Here is a 16,110-nt window from a genome sequence, read left to right on the forward strand (position 1 = left end):
AATACCTGGGCGCCAAGCACTACTGAGCAACGGTTTCGCAGAAAACGCCTGCAAACCGTTGTTTTTTATTGCCTGCGCCCCAGGCGCTGGCCGGGCATTGCGAAGACATGCTGGCAGCGACGACGACCGTTTCGCATCCCCGGCCTGTGCTGTGCGGGATGCGGTGCGCGAGCCAGCAGGCATCCTGCTGGCTTTTTCTTCGTCTGTGGTCGACAAACCGGGCACAATGTCCGATATTGAAGATATTGCGCCGCTCGGGTGGGTGGCGCATGGAGAGTCGCCAACCTGGCCCCGCATCGGTGGCTGTGCTGGCGCCTTGTGCAGAGCGATGCGGTGTGCCGTGTCATCAGGCGTGGGGTTGGCGAGCGCAAGCGGGCAGCCCCCATTTAGGAAGGTACAGAACATGCCCAGTTACAACCCACCCTTTGAGATCCATGTCCACGGACAAGTGCTGCTGCGCGCCGATGTCGGATTTGACCAGCTGCAAGAGGCCTTGAAACCGCTGTGGGGCTATGCGGGCGCCAAGTCCCTGGTCGATGGCGCGGAGAGCGCTTACGAGGAAGAGCCCGGCATTCTGTTCGAGCCCAAGGACCATATGCTGCAGATGTGCTGGACGGTGCGCGGCGATGATGATTTTCGCCAGTCGCTCGACGACATGTGCATGAACCTCAATGAGCTGGCCGACCAGGGCGCGGCGATCGAGGTCACTTTCTATGACGCCGAGTTTGACGACGAGGAGCAGGACCGCAGCGCCGAGTCGCGCGATGACTTCATGATGCTGTTTGTGGGCCCGACGCCTGCGGCCATCATGCAGGTGCAGCGCGACATGCTGGTGCAGGACGTCGTGAGCACGATGGAGCGCCACTTCGATGCCGGTGAACTCGTCGGTGTCGTCGGTGAGATCGACAAGCTGTTCAGCCAGCGCTTTGATGCGCTGGTCGATTCACTGGAGATCGGCAAGCCGCCTCGCGGCACGGGTGGCACCGGCGGCCCTGGTGGTGGCCACGGCGGCGGCGGTCGCCGCCCGCGCCACCTGCACTGAAAATAAGGCTGCGCGCGCCCCAAGCGCAGCGCATGTTGTTTATCCCAAGGCAGCCGCTGTGCTGCCTTTGTTGTTTGCTCGCGCCATGTCCAGCCCTGTCCCGCTTCCCTATTTGCAGTCCTACCCCGCCAGCTTACAGCAGCAGGCCGCAAGCCTGGTGCAATCGGGCCAGCTGGGCCAGTGGCTGCTGCAGCGCCATCCGCAGCCGCACCAGATGCGCTCGGACAAGGCCTTGCATGCCTATGTGATGGGCCTCAAGGGCGAGCACATGCGCAACAGCGCGGGCTTGGCCAAGGTGGTATATGACAGCAAGCTGCAGCTGGTCTACCAGGCGCTGGGCATCCATGTGCGCAGCGGCAAAAACCATGGCGGCAAGACCCAGTCGCGCCACGAGATCCGCATTGGCAGCCTCTTCAAGCATGCGCCCGAGGCCTTTTTGCGCATGATTGCCGTGCATGAGCTCGCGCACCTGCGCGAGTCCGACCACAACAAGGCCTTCTACCAGCTGTGCGAATACATGGAGCCGTCCTACCACCAACTGGAGCTGGAGGTGCGCCTGTACCTGACCTGGCTGGACCAGGGCGGCCACCGGCTGTGGCAGCTGGGTGCTGAATCGGCGGACGGCGCCCGCTGATCAGCCAGCGGCCTGGCAGCGCTGCGGCGGCAGCCCCAGCCACTGCGCGGCGGCGTATTGCAGCGCCGCCAGCTCGCCGGTGGTCACCAGGCTGCAGGCCTCGTCAAGGCTGGGCGCCTGCGCCGGCTTGCGCAGCATGCCGGTGGCGTGCAGCAGGCTGAAGGTGCGGCGGGCCACGGGCCTGGCCGTGTCGAGCAGTTGCACCTGCTCGCCCACCAGCGCGCGCAAGGTGTCGGTGGCAAAAATGTAATGGGTGCAGCCCAGCACCAAGGTGTCGATCTGGCCGGGCTGCGCGCCAAAGCGGCCCATGGCGGCCAGGTAGGTCTGGCACAGGTCCTGGATTTGCGCGGCATCGGCGGCTGCATCACGCCCGGGGCGGGTGCTGTCTTCAATCGCCCGTGCCAGCCCATTGCAGGCCTGCACCACAAAGCGGGTCTGGGCCGCATGCGCCGTCTGCAGGGCGGCAAAGCGGCTGCTGCTGACGGTGCCCTGGGTGGCGATCACGCCCACCACATGGGTCTGGCTGTGCTGGGCGGCGGGCTTGAGGGCAGGCTCCACCCCGATGATGGGCAGGCCCGGGTGCTGCTCGCGCAGGCCCTCAATCGCCGCTGCGGTGGCGGTGTTGCAGGCAATCACCAGCGCCTTGATGTCGTGGCGCTCGCGCATCTGCTGCGTGATGTGGGCGCAGCGCTGCTGCACAAAGGCGTCGCCACGCTCGCCATAAGGGGCATTGCCGCTGTCGGCCACATAGACGAACTGCTCATGGGGCAGCACATCGCGCAGCGCGCGCAGCACACTCAGGCCGCCGATACCGCTGTCAAAAACACCAATGGGGGAGAGAGGGTGGGGCATGGGGGCGAGCAAGGTCAAGGCTGAGAAAAAGGCGCGGGCGCCGTGATTGTAGGCAGGCTGCAGCTTTTATGCATCGACCGCTGCGAGCAGCATCAGGCTGGTACAGACAATGCTGAGGAGCCAAACCCCGAGCACGACGCCCAGCACATGGGGCCAGCGCGACAGGCCCGGCCAGCAGCGCCGCAGCAGGCAGTGCAGCGGCGTGATCAGCAAAGCCTGCAAAAAGCTCGCCGAGATCAGGATGGGCCAGAGGCTGTCGCCATGGATGGCCTGGAGCAGCACGCCATCGCCCGCCCAGACAAAGAGCTGCTCGGCCGGCGCGTAGCTGGCAAAGCCGGGTAGGCCCAGCAGTACCAAGGACAGCACGAGGCCGCCCAGGCTCCAGAGCAGGGGGGTGCGCTGGGCCTGGGTCCAACGCCAAAGTCGCTGCAGAACATGCATGGCGGTATTGTGCCTTTGAACGGCAGGCGCAGCCCGTGCTGCGCCGTCGCCCCAGCGTCGCCTGGCCGCTGCGATGCCCCAGGTTTTTTGGCAAGAATTTCCCCTTATAGCCAGCACAGCCTTGGGCGGCAGTGTATAAATTTGCCCTGTCAATCTGGGCTTTGCCCGGCATTGTTGCCAGCAGCGACCGCTGCTGCCCAACCAACAACTAGGAAAACGCAGCCATGGGCGCGCAATGGAAAGCAAAGGGCAAGGCGCTGGTCGCTGATGCCAAGGGAAAACTCTTTGGCAAACTGGTCAAGGAAATCACGGTCGCGGCGCGTTTAGGCGGGGGTGACCCGGCCAGCAATTCGCGCCTGCGCATGGCTGTGGAAGCGGCCCGCAAGGCCTCGATGCCCAAGGACACCTTGGAGCGCGCGATCAAGAAGGGCTCGGGCGCTGGCGCCGATGCCGTCAACTACTCGACCGTGTTGTTCGAAGGCTATGCACCCCACCGCGTGCCGGTGATGGTCGAGTGCCTGACCGACAACCCCAACCGCACGGCGCCCAATATGCGCGTGTGCTTCCGCAAGGGCCAGCTCACGGCCGTGGCCTGGGATTTTGACCATGTGGGCATGGTCGAAGGCGAAGCGGAGAACGGCGCTGATGTGGAGCTGGCCGCGATCGAAGCGGGCGCGCAGGATTTCGAGCCCGCCGAAGAAGAGGGCGTGACCCTGTTCATCACCGAGCCCTCGGATTTGGATACCGTCAGCAAGGCCTTGCCCGACCAGGGCATCAAGGTGCTGTCGGCCAAGCTGGGCTACAAGGCCAAGAACCCCGTCAGCATGGGCAGCCTGCCCGCCGAGGCGCAGGAGGAAGTGCAAGCCTTCCTGGCCGGCCTGGAAAACGATGACGACGTGCAGAACATCTATGTGGGTCTGGTGGACTAATCGCAGTCCCTGCCAACCCTCTTGAGAACGGCCGCGCAGGCCGTTTTTTCATGGGCGCTTGTGAGGCCGTCGTAGGCAGTTTGCGCTTCTTCATCATCTGCCCATTGACAGGGCGGGCCAGATATGCAGAAATTCGCTTGCGCTGGTCGTCGGCGCAGTTTAGATAAGAGCCCATACCATGAAAAAACTCATCGTCCTTGCCAGCATCGCGCTGGCATCCCAGTTTGCGCTGGCAGCCGACAAGACCCCCACGGCCCAGCAGCAGCTGATGGGTACGTGCAACACCGAGGCCAAGACCAAGGAGCTCAAGGGCGATCAGCGCAAGGCGTTCATGTCCAGCTGCTTGTCTGATGGCCGCAAGCGCCAGCAAGAACGCATGAAGACCTGCAACGTCGATGCCACTGGCAAGAAGGGCGACGAGCGCAAGGCCTTCATGAGCGAGTGCCTGAAGAAGTAAATACTTCTTTCGATCCGGCGCCAACGTGCTGGGTCTGCCGAACCGGCAGGAAAAAACGCCAAGCATGCACACATGCTTGGCGTTTTGCGTGGTGGGCCCGAAGGCCGCACAGATCGCTACAGAAACCGTTTAGAAGCGGTGGCGCACGCCCACACCAAAGCTGGTGCCGTTGCCGAAGTTCTTGACCTTGTCGTACATCACGATCGCGTAGCCATCGGTGCGCTTGGAGAAGTCGTAGTTGTAGCCGACCGAGACGGTATCACGCTTGGAATCGCTGTCTTGCAGCTTGCTGTGGGCCCAGGCGGCGAGGATGCGGCTGGTGGCGCCCAGTGGCACGGTCGCGCCCAGGCTGGCGGTCTTGATCTTGAAGTCGGTGTCCTTGCCAGTGGTCTGGCCGTAGGTCGCGTAGGCCTTGGCAAAACCGGCGTCATAGCTGGTGCCCAGCATCCAGTTGCGGTGGTTCTCGGGCAGCACCACGGACACGGGGTTGCTCAGGTCCACGTCTTCGTAGAAGCCGGTGATGGCAAAGGGGCCGCTCGCGTAGGTGGCGTTCAGGCCGATGTTGTTCTTGCCGCCTTGGCCAGCCTGTTCACCAAACTGGTAGTGCAGGTTGCCGCTGAAGCCGCCGACCTTGGGCGTGCTGTAGATCACCTGGTTGCCCCAGCCGGTGTCGGAGGGGTTGCTGCTCTGCCAGCCGCTCTTGTTGAACAGCGACACGTTTTGGTGCAGCACCAGCGGCGAGAAGGTGAAGGAATCCCCAAAGGGGTTCATCGAGATCGTGGGCACAAAGTTGGGCGCCACGGTGCGGCCCAGGGTGACGGCGCCGAAATCGCCTGACAGCGACACCAGCGCATCGCGCGACCAGAAGATATCGCCGTTGAAGCGGCCGGGTGTGCCGGTGTCTGCGCGCATGAAGCTGGTCAGCACAAAGCTGGCCTTGAGGCCGCCGCCCAGGTCTTCCGTGCCCTTGAAGCCGAACCAGGAGGTGGTCATGCCACCGCTGCCCAGCGTGGAGGTGCGGCCATCATCGCCAGGAGCTTTCATCGAGCCGATATACATATCGACCAAGCCGGTGGCGGTCACCGACGATTGGGCCTGCGCCGCGGAGGCGCAGACGGCCATCACGGCCAGGGCGAGCAGTTTGTTGTTCATGGCATTCCTTTGTTACAAGCGTGTGAATTTGTGATAGCGGTGAATTGTGAAGTCAGTGCCGACCGCTCTGAGCAATATGTGTGCCAAAAGCTAAAAAAACCGCTGGTAAAGACCCGAGGTGTGGCGTGTACGCCGCATATTGGGGGTATATGGTTTTTGCATGGACTTAGCCGCTGTTGCCAGATGAGCACGGTGGATCAGGGCTGAAAGCTGCCGTGGTGGCGGGGCTGATCGCTGGCAAGGATTGATGTAGCTCAATGTGCGCAGGCGTCAATCGGGGCAAAGTGCGGCCCATGCCTGACTTACTCTGCCTGGATGAATTCGCCCCCCACAGCGCCGGCGCCGGTGCCTTGCTGCGCCAGCGCCACCAGCACTTGCTGGATGTGCTGTACCTGGAGCGGGGCTCGGTCGCCTTCGGGGTGCAGGAAGAGGGCCGCATGCGCCACCTCCTCGGGGTCATGGAGGGGCCCTGCTGGCTCGATGCCGCGCCGGCACTGGCCGAGCAGCCCTGTGCGGTGGACATGGTGGCGCGCACCGCCGTGCAATGGCGGGCGGTGCCCGTAGTGCAGCTGCGCAGTTACCTGCTGCAGTGGCCGGCCGAGGCCCAAGGCCTGGTGGCCAGCATGGCCCAGGGCTACTGCCAGCAGGCTGCGCTGGCAGTCAGCCGGGTGGCGCAGGACGCTGTGGCGCGCTGCGCCGAGTGGCTGCTGCAGCATGCCGAGCCCGGCGACCAGGGGCTGCGGGTGCAACTGGCACAATCGAAACGCCAGATTGCCGCGCACCTGGGCATTGCGCCCGAGACGCTCTCGCGCGTGCTGCGCCAATTGCGCGACCAGGGCCTGCTTGACGGCCTGGGAAAGAACCTCTGGCTGCCGCAGCCCGAGTCGCTGCGCCAGCTCGCCAAGTCCTAGCCAACCCTATCGGGCCCTGCCCAGCATGGGCCAGCCCATCGGTGACCCGGGTTTTCTCCGTCCGGTCTTTTCCCGATACCGGCGCCGGACCTAAACAGCGAACATGTGCGCAGCTGAAAGGAGGCGCCGCATGCCAGAGTCTGTTATTTGCTATTGCCGGGCCGACTCGGGCGTTCGCTGCCGCAGGCCATGGGCCATGCAGGTCAGGTAGCGCGGCATGGATGACAGGAAGGTGCATTGGCAGCCAGATCCCCCACCCCCGGTCGACGGCCTGCGCGATACGGCCGGTCCCTGGCTGTGGCGCCTGTGGGTGGTGGTGCCCTTGATGGTGCTGCTGGGCACGGCGCTGGTGCAGTGGCTGGCGATCCATGCCAGCCAGCAGACGGTGATCACCCAGCTGTCGGCCCAGCAGGCCGACGAGACCGAGATGCTGGCCAGGCTGATGGGCAGCAAGTTCGAGCAAAGCCAGAAGGTGCTGGGGGCCCTTGCCGAAGCGGCTGCGCCCTGGGTGCAAGGCCCCGCGTCCCAGCCGCCCCCGCTGCTGGAGCAGGGTCTGGCGGCCACGCGCTACTTTGACAGCCTGGTGTTTGCGCGCGGCACCCAGGTCTTCAGGCGCCATGTGCGCGATGCGGGCGAGGGCGACGAGGCCGTCGAGCCAGCCGAGCGCGATGTGCTGCGCCGCGTGATGGTCGATGGCAAGCCCCTGGTGTCCGAACCTTTCAAAAGTGCGTCCGGCGGGCCCAGCATTGCGCTGGGCATTGCGCTACGCGACAAGCAAGGTGCAGTGCAAGGCGCCATGGCCGGGGTGCTGCGGCTGCAGTCCCAGAGCCTGTTGCCGGTATCGCTGGCAGCCACCCCGCCGGACAGCGGACAACTGGTGCTGATGACGGCAGCGGGCGTGCTGGTCTCCCACCCCGACCCGACGCGCATTCTGGGCACGACCGAAGATGACGCCTTGTTGGCCCCGGTGCTGCAACGCTGGCAGGAGCGCGCTGCCCGTGGCGGCGCCCAGACCGCGCAGTCCTGGTGGCTGGCGCCCAACCTGGTGAGCGTCGCGCAGATGCCTGCGGCCCGCTGGCTGGTGGTGCGCGTCATGCCCCATGACCAGAGCCTGCAAAGCTGGGGGCGCCAGTGGCGCAGCTGGTGGTGGCTGCTGCTCATGCCTGTGGCCCTGGCAGCGCTGACCTGCCTGTGGCTGTGGGCGCACAGCCGGCGCTTCAAGCAATTGGTGGCGCAGACACCGCTGCCCGCTGCACCCACCCCGGTGCTGGCACTGGCCTCGGGGCCGGTCCAGGTGGCCGACCCTGCCAGCGGCCCGCCGCCCGACGAGATTGACCGCATGGGCATGCACCTGCAAGAGCTGGGCCAGCAGCGCGAATCGCTGGCCGAGCAGTTGCGCCAACAGCAGCAACTGGCCGAGAGTGTGCTCGCGCATGCGCGTTTTTCCTTTTTGCTGCTGCAGCGCGATCAGATTCAACAGGTCTCCCAGGCGCTGGCCCATTTGCTGGGCTACAGCCGCCAGGACCTGCAAGGCCAGCCGGTGCGCATGCTGGCGATGGCCGACCAGGACTTCGACCAGGCCTGGGAGCAACTGGCCCCGGATCTGGAGCGCCTGGGCAGCGCTGAGACCAGTGTGGTGCTGCGCCACCAGTCGGGCGCGCCGGTCATGGTCAGCCTGCACCTGGTGAACATTGCGCAGGCGGGGCCGGATCTGCGCTGGTGCTTTGTGCGCGCCGGCCAGGCCCGCGTGGCCGCGCAGTCGCCCAGCCGCATGGACAAGCTCACCCTGCTGCCCAACTACGAGGCCTTGCTGCTGCACCTGACCGCCCTGCTGCAGGCTAGGCGCGAGGGGCTGGACCAGTCCTCGCCCAGCGCGCCGGTGCTGTTCTATGTGAATGTCGACAATATGTCGGCCATCAATGCACTGGCCGGCCATGCACAGGGCGATCTGGTGCTGCAGCATGTGGCGCGCCAGCTGCAGCTGCTGCAGCCTTTCCAGGGCTATGCGGCGCGGGTGGCGGGCGACAAGTTTGCGCTGGTGCTGCGCCAGTGCAGCCCGGAAAAGGCCCATGAGCTGGCTGCCCAGCTCTGCGACACCCTGCAGAATTGGCAGCCCCAGCTGCGCAGCAAGCATTTTGTGGTCACCGTCAGCATCGGTCTGCTTCAGATGGATGCCTCGTTTTCCGATGCGCTGCAGGTGGTGCGTGCCGCCGACATGGCCAGCTACAGCGCTAAGCGCCAGGGCGGCAACCGGGCCTGCTGGCGTGAGGCCAAGGTGGCCTGAAGGCCAGGGGCTGAGGGACATCCGCCACAGCTTGGGGTAACAACCGGGATAGGCTGCAGCCCCCGGCTGATAAGCTTGAATGTCCTCATTCAAAACACCCGCATGCGCGACCAAGCCCTGTTTGACAAGATTGACCTGCACCTGATCCGGGTGCTGCACACGGTGCTGACCGAGCGCAGCGTCTCGCGGGCGGCCTTGCGCCTGGGCATGTACCAGCCGGCGGTGTCGGCCGCACTCAAGCGCCTGCGCGACCTGGTGGGCGACCCTTTGCTGGTGCGCTCGGGCGCGGCGATGATGCCCACCGACAAGGGCCAGCGCATGGTCGAGCCGGCCGCTGCCATCCTGCGCGCTGCCGAAGGCCTGTTCAGCGATGCCCGCGATTTTGACCCGCAGACGGCGACCCGCACTTTCCGCATTGCAGCGAGTGATTACTTCGATCCGCTGTTCCTGCCCGCGCTGGTCGCGCGCATCAAGTCCGAGGCGCCGCTGTGCGTGGTGGAGATCTACCCGCTGTCGTCCGAAACCCACTACCACGCCCAGCTCGCCCAGGGCGATATCGATGTGGTGGTGGGCAACTGGCTGCAGCCCACCGGTGACCTGCACATGACCAGCCTGATGAGCGATGAGGTGGTGAGCCTGGTCAGCCGCCGCCACCCGGCCGTGCGGCGGGGCTGGGATGTCGAGGCCTGGCTGCAGGCCGAGCATATTGCGCCCACTGCCACGCACCCGGGCGCGCGCGGCATCATCGACGCCCGGCTTGATGCACTGGGGGTGGAGCGGCGCATCATGGCGCGCTGCGCCCACTTCAGTGCCATTCCTGCCATGGTGGCATCGAGCTTGCTTGTGCTGACCACGGGGCGCCAGTTCTGTGAGCGCTTTGTCGACACGCATGCGCTGGCCATTTTGGACTGCCCGCTGGCGCTGCCGCCGCTCGATTACTACCTGCTGTGGCACGCCCGGACCCATGCCTCTGATGCGGCCATCTGGCTGCGCAGCTGCCTGAAAAAAACCGCGCTCTCGCTGCGAAGCCCGGCGGGCTATTCGCCGTGAGTGAGCGCATCTTCGCGTTTTATCCCGCGCTCGGGTAACAATTTGAGGGACAATTGCCGCCCATGAAAGAACAGACCCCGACACCGACGACCGATGGCGCGGCCGCGCCCCGGTTACAGCTGATCGGCATCACCAAGCGCTACCCAGCGGTTGTAGCCAATAACAAAGTAGCGTTGACTGTACGCGCCGGGGAAATCCACGCCGTGCTGGGCGAGAACGGCGCGGGCAAGTCCACGTTGATGAAGATCATCTACGGCTCGGTCAAACCCGATGAGGGCCAGATCCTGGTCGACGGCCAGCCAGTGCAGATCCGCAACCCCCAGGAGGCACGCCAGCTGGGCATCAGCATGGTGTTCCAGCATTTCAGCCTGTTTGACACCTTGACGGTGGCCGAGAACGTCTGGCTGGGTCAGAACAAGCGGATGTCGCTCGCGGAAGTGACCGCCCGCATCACCGAGGTGGCCAGCGAGTATGGCCTGGACATCGATCCGCAGCGGCCGGTGCACAGCCTGTCGGTGGGCGAGATGCAGCGGGTGGAGATCATCCGCGGCCTGCTCACCCGCCCCCGCGTGCTGATCCTCGATGAGCCGACCTCGGTGCTCACGCCCCAGGCGGTGGAAAAGCTGTTTGTCGTGCTGCGCAAGCTGGCCGCCGAGGGCTGCAGCATTCTCTATATCAGCCACAAGCTCCATGAAATCCGCGCGCTGTGCACCGCCTGCACGGTGCTGCGTGGTGGCGAGGTGACCGGCGAGTGCGACCCGCGTGAGCAAAGCAATGCCTCGCTGTCGCGCATGATGATTGGCGCCGAGCCGCCGATGCTCAAGCTGCGCCCCAGCCAGGCAGGGGCCACGGTGCTGAGCGTGCAGCAGCTGCGCCTGGCCAAGCAGGACCCGTTTGGTGTGGACCTGGATGGCATTTCGCTGCAGGTGCGGGCCGGCGAGGTGGTGGGGATTGCCGGTGTCTCGGGCAATGGCCAAAAGGAGCTGCTCTATGCGCTCTCGGGCGAAGACATGCGCGCCGAGCCGCAGGCCGTGCTGATGGATGCCACGCCGATGGGGCGCATGGGTCCGGGCCAGCGCCGCGCGCTGGGCCTGCATTTTGTGCCCGAAGAACGCCTGGGGCGGGGCGCCGTGCCCAGCATGAGCCTGGCGCACAACCTGGTGTTGACGCGCAACGAGATGCTGGGCGCCGGCGGCTGGCTGCGCATGGGCCAGCTCGACCAGATGGCGCGGGGCATCATCGCGCGCTTTGGTGTCAAGGCTGGTGGCCCGCAGGCCAGTGCGCAGTCGCTCTCGGGCGGCAACCTGCAAAAGTTCATCGTGGGCCGGGAAATCGATGCCCAGCCCCGCCTGCTGATCGTCTCGCAGCCCACCTGGGGGGTGGATGTGGGCGCGGCAGCGCAGATCCGCGGCGAGATCCTGGCGCTGCGCGATGCGGGCTGCGCCGTGCTGGTGCTCAGTGAGGAGTTGGAAGAATTGTTTGAAATCAGTGATCGCCTGCATGTGATTGCCAAGGGCCGCCTGTCGCCATCGGTGGGGCGGGCCGATGCCTCGGTGCAGTTGATCGGCGAATGGATGAGTGGCCTCTGGGAAGGCCGCAATGCCGCCCCGGCTGCCGCTGCTGCCGCTCTCGCCGAGGAGGGCCGCCATGCTTAAGCTAGAGCAACGCCCCCAGGCCTCGCGCTTTTGGACTTTTGGCTCGCCGGTGCTGGCCTTGCTGATCACCGTGCTGATCGGCGTGGGCCTGTTTGTGCTGCTGGGCAAGGACCCGGTCAAGGGCCTGCAGGCCTTTTTCTGGGAGCCGATCAAGTCTGGCTACGCGCTGGGCGAGCTGACGATGAAGGCCACGCCGCTGCTGCTGATTGCACTGGGCCTGGCCGTCTGCTTTCGCTCCAATGTCTGGAACATTGGTGCCGAGGGCCAGTTTGTCATTGGCGCCGTGGCCGCGGGCGGTATGGCCTTGCTGGCTGACAAGAACACCGGGCCCTGGATCGTGCCCGTCATCCTGCTGGCTGGCATGCTCGGCGGCATGGTCTGGGCCGGCATCGTGGCCTGGCTGCGCGACCGCTTCAATGCCAACGAGATCCTCGTCAGCCTGATGCTGGTCTATGTCGCCACGCTGGTGCTGGGCTACCTGGTCTACGGGCCCTGGAAAGACCCGATGGGCTACAACTTTCCGCAGACCAAGAGCTTCGAGAAAATCACGCAAATCCCCAAACTGGTGCAAGGCATGCGCATGAACATCGGCGTGCTAATTGCGCTGGCCGGTGCTGCGCTGCTGTGGGTCTACCTGTTCCGCACCCGCGCCGGGCTGGCCCAGCAGGTGGGGGGCCTGGCGCCCTCGGCGGCCCGCTATGCCGGCTTTTCGTCGCGCAAGGCCTTGTGGACGGCGCTGATGATCTCGGGCGCCACTGCCGGCCTGGCCGGCGCACTGGAAGTGGCCGGCCCCCTGGGCCAGCTCACCCCCTATGTGCCCGCCGGCTATGGCTTTGCGGCCATCATCGTCGCCTTTGTCGGTCGCCTGCACCCGGTGGGCATGGTTTTCTCCGCGATTCTTATGAGCATGTTCTATATCGGCGGAGAGCTGGCGCAGTCGCGCCTGGGCCTGCCCAAGGCCCTGACCGGCGTCTTCCAGGGGCTGCTGCTGTTCACCTTGCTGGCTTGCGACACCTTGGTGGTCTACCGCCTGCGTTGGGTGGCATCGCGCGCCGCAGTGAAAGGAGGCCTGTGATGGAATCCTATGCACTGCTGTTGGGCGCCACGCTGAGCGCTGGCACCGTGTTGGCGCTCGCCGCACTGGGCCTGCTGATCAACGAGAAGGCCGGCATCGTCAACCTGGGCGCCGAGGGCATGATGCTGTGCGCAGCGATTGCCGGTTTTGCCACCGTCGTCCACACCGGCAGCACCTGGCTGGGCTTTGGCGCGGGCATGCTCGCTGGCGCCGTGTTGGCCGCCATCTTTGGCGTGCTGGTGATCTGGCTCAACACCAACCAGTACGCCACGGGCCTGGCACTGTCGCTGTTTGGCGCCGGTTTCTCGGCTTTTGTCGGCCTGTCCTACGTGCAGGCCAAGCTGCCCAGCCTGCCCAAGTACGCGATTCCGGGCCTGGCCGATATCCCGCTCTTGGGCCCGGCGCTCTTTAGCTTGCACCCGCTGGTATATGGCGCCATGGCGCTGGTGCTGGTGATGATGTGGTTCCTCTACCGCACGCGCGCAGGCCTCGTGCTGCGCGCCGTCGGTGAATCGCCCACATCTGCCCATGCGCTGGGCTACCCGGTGCGCCGCATCCGCCTGATGGCGGTGGTGTTCGGTGGCGCGATGTGTGGCCTGGCCGGTGCCTATATCTCGACCGTCTATACGCCGCTGTGGGTGGAGGGCATGGTCTCGGGCCGGGGCTGGATTGCGCTGGCGCTGACCACCTTTGCCACCTGGCGCCCCGCGCGGGTGCTGCTGGGCGCCTACCTGTTTGGCGGTGTGACCATGCTGCAGTTCCACCTGCAGGCCAGCGGCGTGCAGCTGGCCAGCCAGCTGCTGTCGATGCTGCCTTACCTGGCCACCATCGTGGTGCTGGTGCTGATCTCGCGCAATCCAACCTGGATTCGCGCCAATATGCCGGCCTCGTTGGGCAAGCCTTTCTATCCCGGGTCATAAGCGCGTGTCAGCACGCGCCCATCACAATAACAGCGGCCCGCTTTTTGTCCGTTCTTTATAAAAACCAAGGATTCATCCATGCAAACCATGCGCAAGCGCTCCGTGATCAAGTTGATCGGCCTGTCGGCCCTGTCGTTGGCGACCCTGGCCGCCTGCGGCAAGAAGGAAGAGCCCGCCGCCCCGGCAGCTCCTGCGCCGGCTGCCGCCGCCCCTGCTGCCGACAAGCTCAAGGTCAGCTTCATGTATGTGAGCCCGATTGGTGACGGCGGCTGGACCTTCCAGCACGAGCTGGCACGCAAAGCGATTGCACAGAAGTTTGGCGACAAGATCGAGACCTCGATGGTCGAGAGCGTGCCCGAGTCGGCCGATGCCGAGCGCGTGCTGCGCGACATGGCAGGCCAGGGCAACAAGCTCATTTTTGCGACCAGCTTTGGCTACCAGGAATTTGTGCAGAAGGCCGCTGCCGACCTCAAGGATGTGAAGTTCGAGCACGCCACCGGCTACAAGCAGGCCGACAACGTGGCGGTCTACGACACCAAGACCTTTGAAGGCGCCTACCTCGCCGGTATCGTGGCCGGCTCGATGACCAAGACCAAGACCGTCGGTGTGGTCGCCTCGGTGCCGATTCCGGAAGTGGTGCGCAACATCAACAGCTTTGTGCTGGGCGCGCAAAGTGTCGACCCCAGCATCCAGGCCAAGGTGGTCTGGGTGAACGAATGGTTTGCACCGCCCAAGGAGTCGGAAGCGGCCACCAGCCTGATCAACGGCGGCGTGGATGTGATGTACCAGAACACCAACTCGCCCGCCGTCCTCAAGACCGCCGAAGAGCGCGGCGTCTACGCCTTTGGCAAGGACGGCGACATGAGCGCTTTTGCACCCAAGGCCCACCTGGGCTCGGCCGTGATCGACTGGACGCCTTACTACAGCAAGGTGGTCGAAGACACCTTGGCCGGCCAATGGCAGTCGGGCAACTTCTGGTGGGGTGTGAAGGAAGGCGCGATGGACCTGGTCAAGATTGCCGACCAGGTGCCCCAGGACGCCAAGGACAAGGTCGAAAAGGCCAAGCAAGGCATGAAGGACGGCAGCTTCGCCGTCTGGACCGGCCCGATCGTGGACAACAAGGGCCAGGAAGTGCTGGCCAGCGGCACGGTGGGCGATGATGCCTTCCTGCGCGGCATCAACTTCTATGTCAAGGGCATCGAAGGCGCAGTGCCCGGCGCCAAGTAAGCCGGCTGCAGCGCCAGGTCGGGACTTGGGCGCCCGGCCGGGCCTGCTGGCAAACAAACAACAGTGCCGCGCGGCGGGCCGGGCGGCACTTGGAACCTGGCCCGATTTATGCATATATTGGCCGGGCGATGTTCTACCCGCTGCAGGCCGGCATGGTGGCTTGTAGAGCTCGGCATTCCAACAACATTCGAGGACACACAGATGACTGATTTCCGTAAGCGTTCGCTGATCAAGGTGGCCGCGCTCTCCGCGCTGGCTGCTGCCGCCGTCGTGGGTTGCAGCAAGAAGGAAGAGGCGCCAGCGCCTGCACCCGCTGCTGCCCCGGCAGCCGCAGCCCCTGCGGCCGATCCGCTGAAGATCGCCTTTGCCTACGTGGGCCCGGTGGGCGACGGCGGCTGGACCTTTGCACATGACCAGGCGCGCAAGGCGCTGGAGAAGGAATTTGGCGACAAGATCCAGACCAGCTTTGTCGAAAGCGTGCCCGAAGGCGCGGACGCCGAGCGCGTGCTGCGTGACATGGCCACCCAGGGCAACAAGCTGGTGTTTGGCACCACCTTTGGCTATATGGACGTGATCCAGAAGCTGGCGCCCGAGTTTGCCGATGTGAAATGGGAACACGCCACCGGCTACAAGGTGGCCGGCAATGTCAGCACCTATGACAGCCGCACCTACGAAGGCGCGTACCTCGCCGGTATCATCGCCGGCTCGATGACCAAGTCCAACACCTTGGGCGTGGTGGGCTCGGTGCCGATCCCCGAGGTGATCCGCAACATCAACAGCTTCACCCTGGGCGCGCAAAGCGTCAACCCCAAGATCAGCACCAAGGTGGTCTGGGTCAATGAATGGTTCAGCCCTCCGAAGGAAACCGAAGCGGCCACCAGCCTGATCAATGGCGGCGCGGACATTCTGTTCCAGAACACCGACTCGCCGGCCGTGCTCAAGACCGCTGAAGAAAAGGGCAAGCGCGCCTTTGGCTGGGATTCGGACATGACCGCCTACGGCCCCAAGGCCCACCTGGGCTCGGCCATCATCAACTGGGCGCCGTACTACATCGACACCACCCGCAGCGCGCTGGACGGCAAGTGGACCAGCCGCCAGACCTGGTGGGGCGTGAAGGAAGGCACGATCGACCTGGTGTCCATGGCTGACGATGTGCCGGCCGAGACCAAGGCCAAGGTCGAAGAAGTCAAGAAGGGCCTCAAGGACGGTACGTTCAGCATCTGGAAGGGCCCCATCCTGGGCCAGGATGGCAAGGAAATCCTGGCGGCCGACAAGGTCGCCGACGACGACTTCCTCAAGGGCATCAGCTTCTACATCAAGGGCGTGGAAGGCCAGGTTCCTGGCAAGTGATGCGCGGGCGCTGCGCCGGTGCTCGACGCCCGGCGTTCGATGTCCGTTCTAAACGCGAGTGGCAGCGGTGCTTTTGGCTCCGGTGCTAACATTGCGACCAAAGGCTGCCCCAGGGCAGCCTTGTCATTTAT

The 16,110-nt window shown here is 65.0% G+C and carries 16 protein-coding genes; 12 read left to right on the forward strand and 4 right to left on the reverse strand.

Features of this window, described 5'->3' with window-relative positions; translation table 11 throughout:
• Window positions 1-19 precede the first annotated feature (19 nt).
• Window positions 20-271 carry a hypothetical protein gene (locus N4T19_RS22365; protein WP_133248075.1) on the reverse strand — a complete coding sequence of 84 codons (252 nt, stop codon included), beginning with the start codon at window positions 269-271 and terminating at the stop codon, window positions 20-22.
• 132 nt (window positions 272-403) lie between these two features.
• On the opposite strand from N4T19_RS22365, the gene N4T19_RS22370 reads away from it, so the two are divergent.
• On the forward strand, window positions 404-1,042 hold the full coding sequence (locus tag N4T19_RS22370; RefSeq protein ID WP_116924848.1) for a DUF6806 family protein: 639 nt from the start codon (window positions 404-406) through the stop codon (window positions 1,040-1,042).
• Between the two features lie 85 nt (window positions 1,043-1,127).
• Window positions 1,128-1,676, forward strand: coding sequence for a YgjP-like metallopeptidase domain-containing protein (locus N4T19_RS22375; RefSeq protein ID WP_116924936.1), 549 nt, complete (start codon window positions 1,128-1,130; stop codon window positions 1,674-1,676).
• Here N4T19_RS22375 and murI read toward each other — a convergent pair whose 3' ends face one another.
• Together murI and N4T19_RS22385 are read right to left on the reverse strand one after the other, a co-directional pair.
• Window positions 1,677-2,528 (reverse strand): glutamate racemase, encoded by an 852-nt coding sequence (gene murI, locus N4T19_RS22380; protein ID WP_260719037.1) that lies wholly within the window; start codon window positions 2,526-2,528, stop codon window positions 1,677-1,679.
• A 66-nt stretch (window positions 2,529-2,594) separates the two neighbouring features.
• Window positions 2,595-2,969 (reverse strand): hypothetical protein, encoded by a 375-nt coding sequence (locus N4T19_RS22385; RefSeq protein ID WP_260719038.1) that lies wholly within the window; start codon window positions 2,967-2,969, stop codon window positions 2,595-2,597.
• A gap of 224 nt (window positions 2,970-3,193) precedes the next feature.
• Here N4T19_RS22385 and N4T19_RS22390 point away from each other — a divergent pair, with 224 nt between their 5' ends.
• A complete protein-coding gene (locus tag N4T19_RS22390) occupies window positions 3,194-3,898 on the forward strand; it encodes a YebC/PmpR family DNA-binding transcriptional regulator (RefSeq protein ID WP_116924851.1) in 705 nt (234 codons plus the stop codon).
• Between the two features lie 178 nt (window positions 3,899-4,076).
• On the forward strand, window positions 4,077-4,355 hold the full coding sequence (locus N4T19_RS22395; RefSeq protein ID WP_021027750.1) for a PsiF family protein: 279 nt from the start codon (window positions 4,077-4,079) through the stop codon (window positions 4,353-4,355).
• 129 nt (window positions 4,356-4,484) lie between these two features.
• Here N4T19_RS22395 and N4T19_RS22400 read toward each other — a convergent pair whose 3' ends face one another.
• Window positions 4,485-5,507 carry a porin gene (locus N4T19_RS22400; RefSeq protein ID WP_116924852.1) on the reverse strand — a complete coding sequence of 341 codons (1,023 nt, stop codon included), beginning with the start codon at window positions 5,505-5,507 and terminating at the stop codon, window positions 4,485-4,487.
• A 293-nt stretch (window positions 5,508-5,800) separates the two neighbouring features.
• Between N4T19_RS22400 and N4T19_RS22405 the strand changes: the two genes are divergently transcribed.
• The 8 genes from N4T19_RS22405 (at window position 5,801) to N4T19_RS22440 (ending at window position 15,979) form a co-directional block, all read left to right on the forward strand.
• Window positions 5,801-6,418, forward strand: a complete 618-nt coding sequence (locus N4T19_RS22405; protein WP_116924853.1) for a Crp/Fnr family transcriptional regulator — start codon at window positions 5,801-5,803, stop codon at window positions 6,416-6,418.
• 217 nt (window positions 6,419-6,635) lie between these two features.
• Window positions 6,636-8,702: a diguanylate cyclase domain-containing protein gene (locus N4T19_RS22410; protein ID WP_182345191.1), complete on the forward strand. Its 2,067-nt coding sequence runs from the start codon at window positions 6,636-6,638 to the stop codon at window positions 8,700-8,702.
• Window positions 8,703-8,804: 102 nt separating this feature from the next.
• Window positions 8,805-9,752, forward strand: a complete 948-nt coding sequence (locus N4T19_RS22415) for a LysR family transcriptional regulator (protein ID WP_116924855.1) — start codon at window positions 8,805-8,807, stop codon at window positions 9,750-9,752.
• 62 nt (window positions 9,753-9,814) lie between these two features.
• Window positions 9,815-11,407 carry an ABC transporter ATP-binding protein gene (locus N4T19_RS22420; RefSeq protein ID WP_260719039.1) on the forward strand — a complete coding sequence of 531 codons (1,593 nt, stop codon included), beginning with the start codon at window positions 9,815-9,817 and terminating at the stop codon, window positions 11,405-11,407.
• Complete coding sequence (locus tag N4T19_RS22425) at window positions 11,400-12,482, forward strand: ABC transporter permease (protein ID WP_021027744.1); 1,083 nt, start codon at window positions 11,400-11,402, stop codon at window positions 12,480-12,482. The genes N4T19_RS22420 and N4T19_RS22425 overlap by 8 nt, the downstream gene beginning before the upstream one ends.
• On the forward strand, window positions 12,482-13,402 hold the full coding sequence (locus N4T19_RS22430) for an ABC transporter permease (protein ID WP_116924857.1): 921 nt from the start codon (window positions 12,482-12,484) through the stop codon (window positions 13,400-13,402). Before N4T19_RS22425 ends, N4T19_RS22430 begins: the two co-directional genes overlap by 1 nt.
• Before the next feature lie 78 nt (window positions 13,403-13,480).
• On the forward strand, window positions 13,481-14,629 hold the full coding sequence (locus N4T19_RS22435; protein WP_116924858.1) for a BMP family ABC transporter substrate-binding protein: 1,149 nt from the start codon (window positions 13,481-13,483) through the stop codon (window positions 14,627-14,629).
• Between the two features lie 201 nt (window positions 14,630-14,830).
• Complete coding sequence (locus N4T19_RS22440) at window positions 14,831-15,979, forward strand: BMP family ABC transporter substrate-binding protein (RefSeq protein WP_260719040.1); 1,149 nt, start codon at window positions 14,831-14,833, stop codon at window positions 15,977-15,979.
• Window positions 15,980-16,110: the final 131 nt, after the last annotated feature.

The sequence above is a fragment of the Comamonas squillarum genome (assembly GCF_025309455.1).
GTDB classification, from domain to species: Bacteria; Pseudomonadota; Gammaproteobacteria; order Burkholderiales; family Burkholderiaceae_C; genus Comamonas; species Comamonas squillarum.

Coding starts and splice junctions, on each gene's coding strand:
- N4T19_RS22410 (WP_182345191.1), top strand. CDS start 6,636: ATGGATGACAGGAAGGTGCATTGGCAGCCAGATCCCCCACCCCCGGTC.
- N4T19_RS22440 (WP_260719040.1), top strand. CDS start 14,831: ATGACTGATTTCCGTAAGCGTTCGCTGATCAAGGTGGCCGCGCTCTCC.
- murI (WP_260719037.1), bottom strand. CDS start 2,528: ATGCCCCACCCTCTCTCCCCCATTGGTGTTTTTGACAGCGGTATCGGC.
- N4T19_RS22370 (WP_116924848.1), top strand. CDS start 404: ATGCCCAGTTACAACCCACCCTTTGAGATCCATGTCCACGGACAAGTG.
- N4T19_RS22395 (WP_021027750.1), top strand. CDS start 4,077: ATGAAAAAACTCATCGTCCTTGCCAGCATCGCGCTGGCATCCCAGTTT.
- N4T19_RS22400 (WP_116924852.1), bottom strand. CDS start 5,507: ATGAACAACAAACTGCTCGCCCTGGCCGTGATGGCCGTCTGCGCCTCC.
- N4T19_RS22405 (WP_116924853.1), top strand. CDS start 5,801: ATGCCTGACTTACTCTGCCTGGATGAATTCGCCCCCCACAGCGCCGGC.
- N4T19_RS22365 (WP_133248075.1), bottom strand. CDS start 271: ATGCGCCACCCACCCGAGCGGCGCAATATCTTCAATATCGGACATTGT.
- N4T19_RS22435 (WP_116924858.1), top strand. CDS start 13,481: ATGCAAACCATGCGCAAGCGCTCCGTGATCAAGTTGATCGGCCTGTCG.
- N4T19_RS22390 (WP_116924851.1), top strand. CDS start 3,194: ATGGGCGCGCAATGGAAAGCAAAGGGCAAGGCGCTGGTCGCTGATGCC.
- N4T19_RS22375 (WP_116924936.1), top strand. CDS start 1,128: ATGTCCAGCCCTGTCCCGCTTCCCTATTTGCAGTCCTACCCCGCCAGC.
- N4T19_RS22415 (WP_116924855.1), top strand. CDS start 8,805: ATGCGCGACCAAGCCCTGTTTGACAAGATTGACCTGCACCTGATCCGG.
- N4T19_RS22385 (WP_260719038.1), bottom strand. CDS start 2,969: ATGCATGTTCTGCAGCGACTTTGGCGTTGGACCCAGGCCCAGCGCACC.
- N4T19_RS22430 (WP_116924857.1), top strand. CDS start 12,482: ATGGAATCCTATGCACTGCTGTTGGGCGCCACGCTGAGCGCTGGCACC.
- N4T19_RS22425 (WP_021027744.1), top strand. CDS start 11,400: ATGCTTAAGCTAGAGCAACGCCCCCAGGCCTCGCGCTTTTGGACTTTT.
- N4T19_RS22420 (WP_260719039.1), top strand. CDS start 9,815: ATGAAAGAACAGACCCCGACACCGACGACCGATGGCGCGGCCGCGCCC.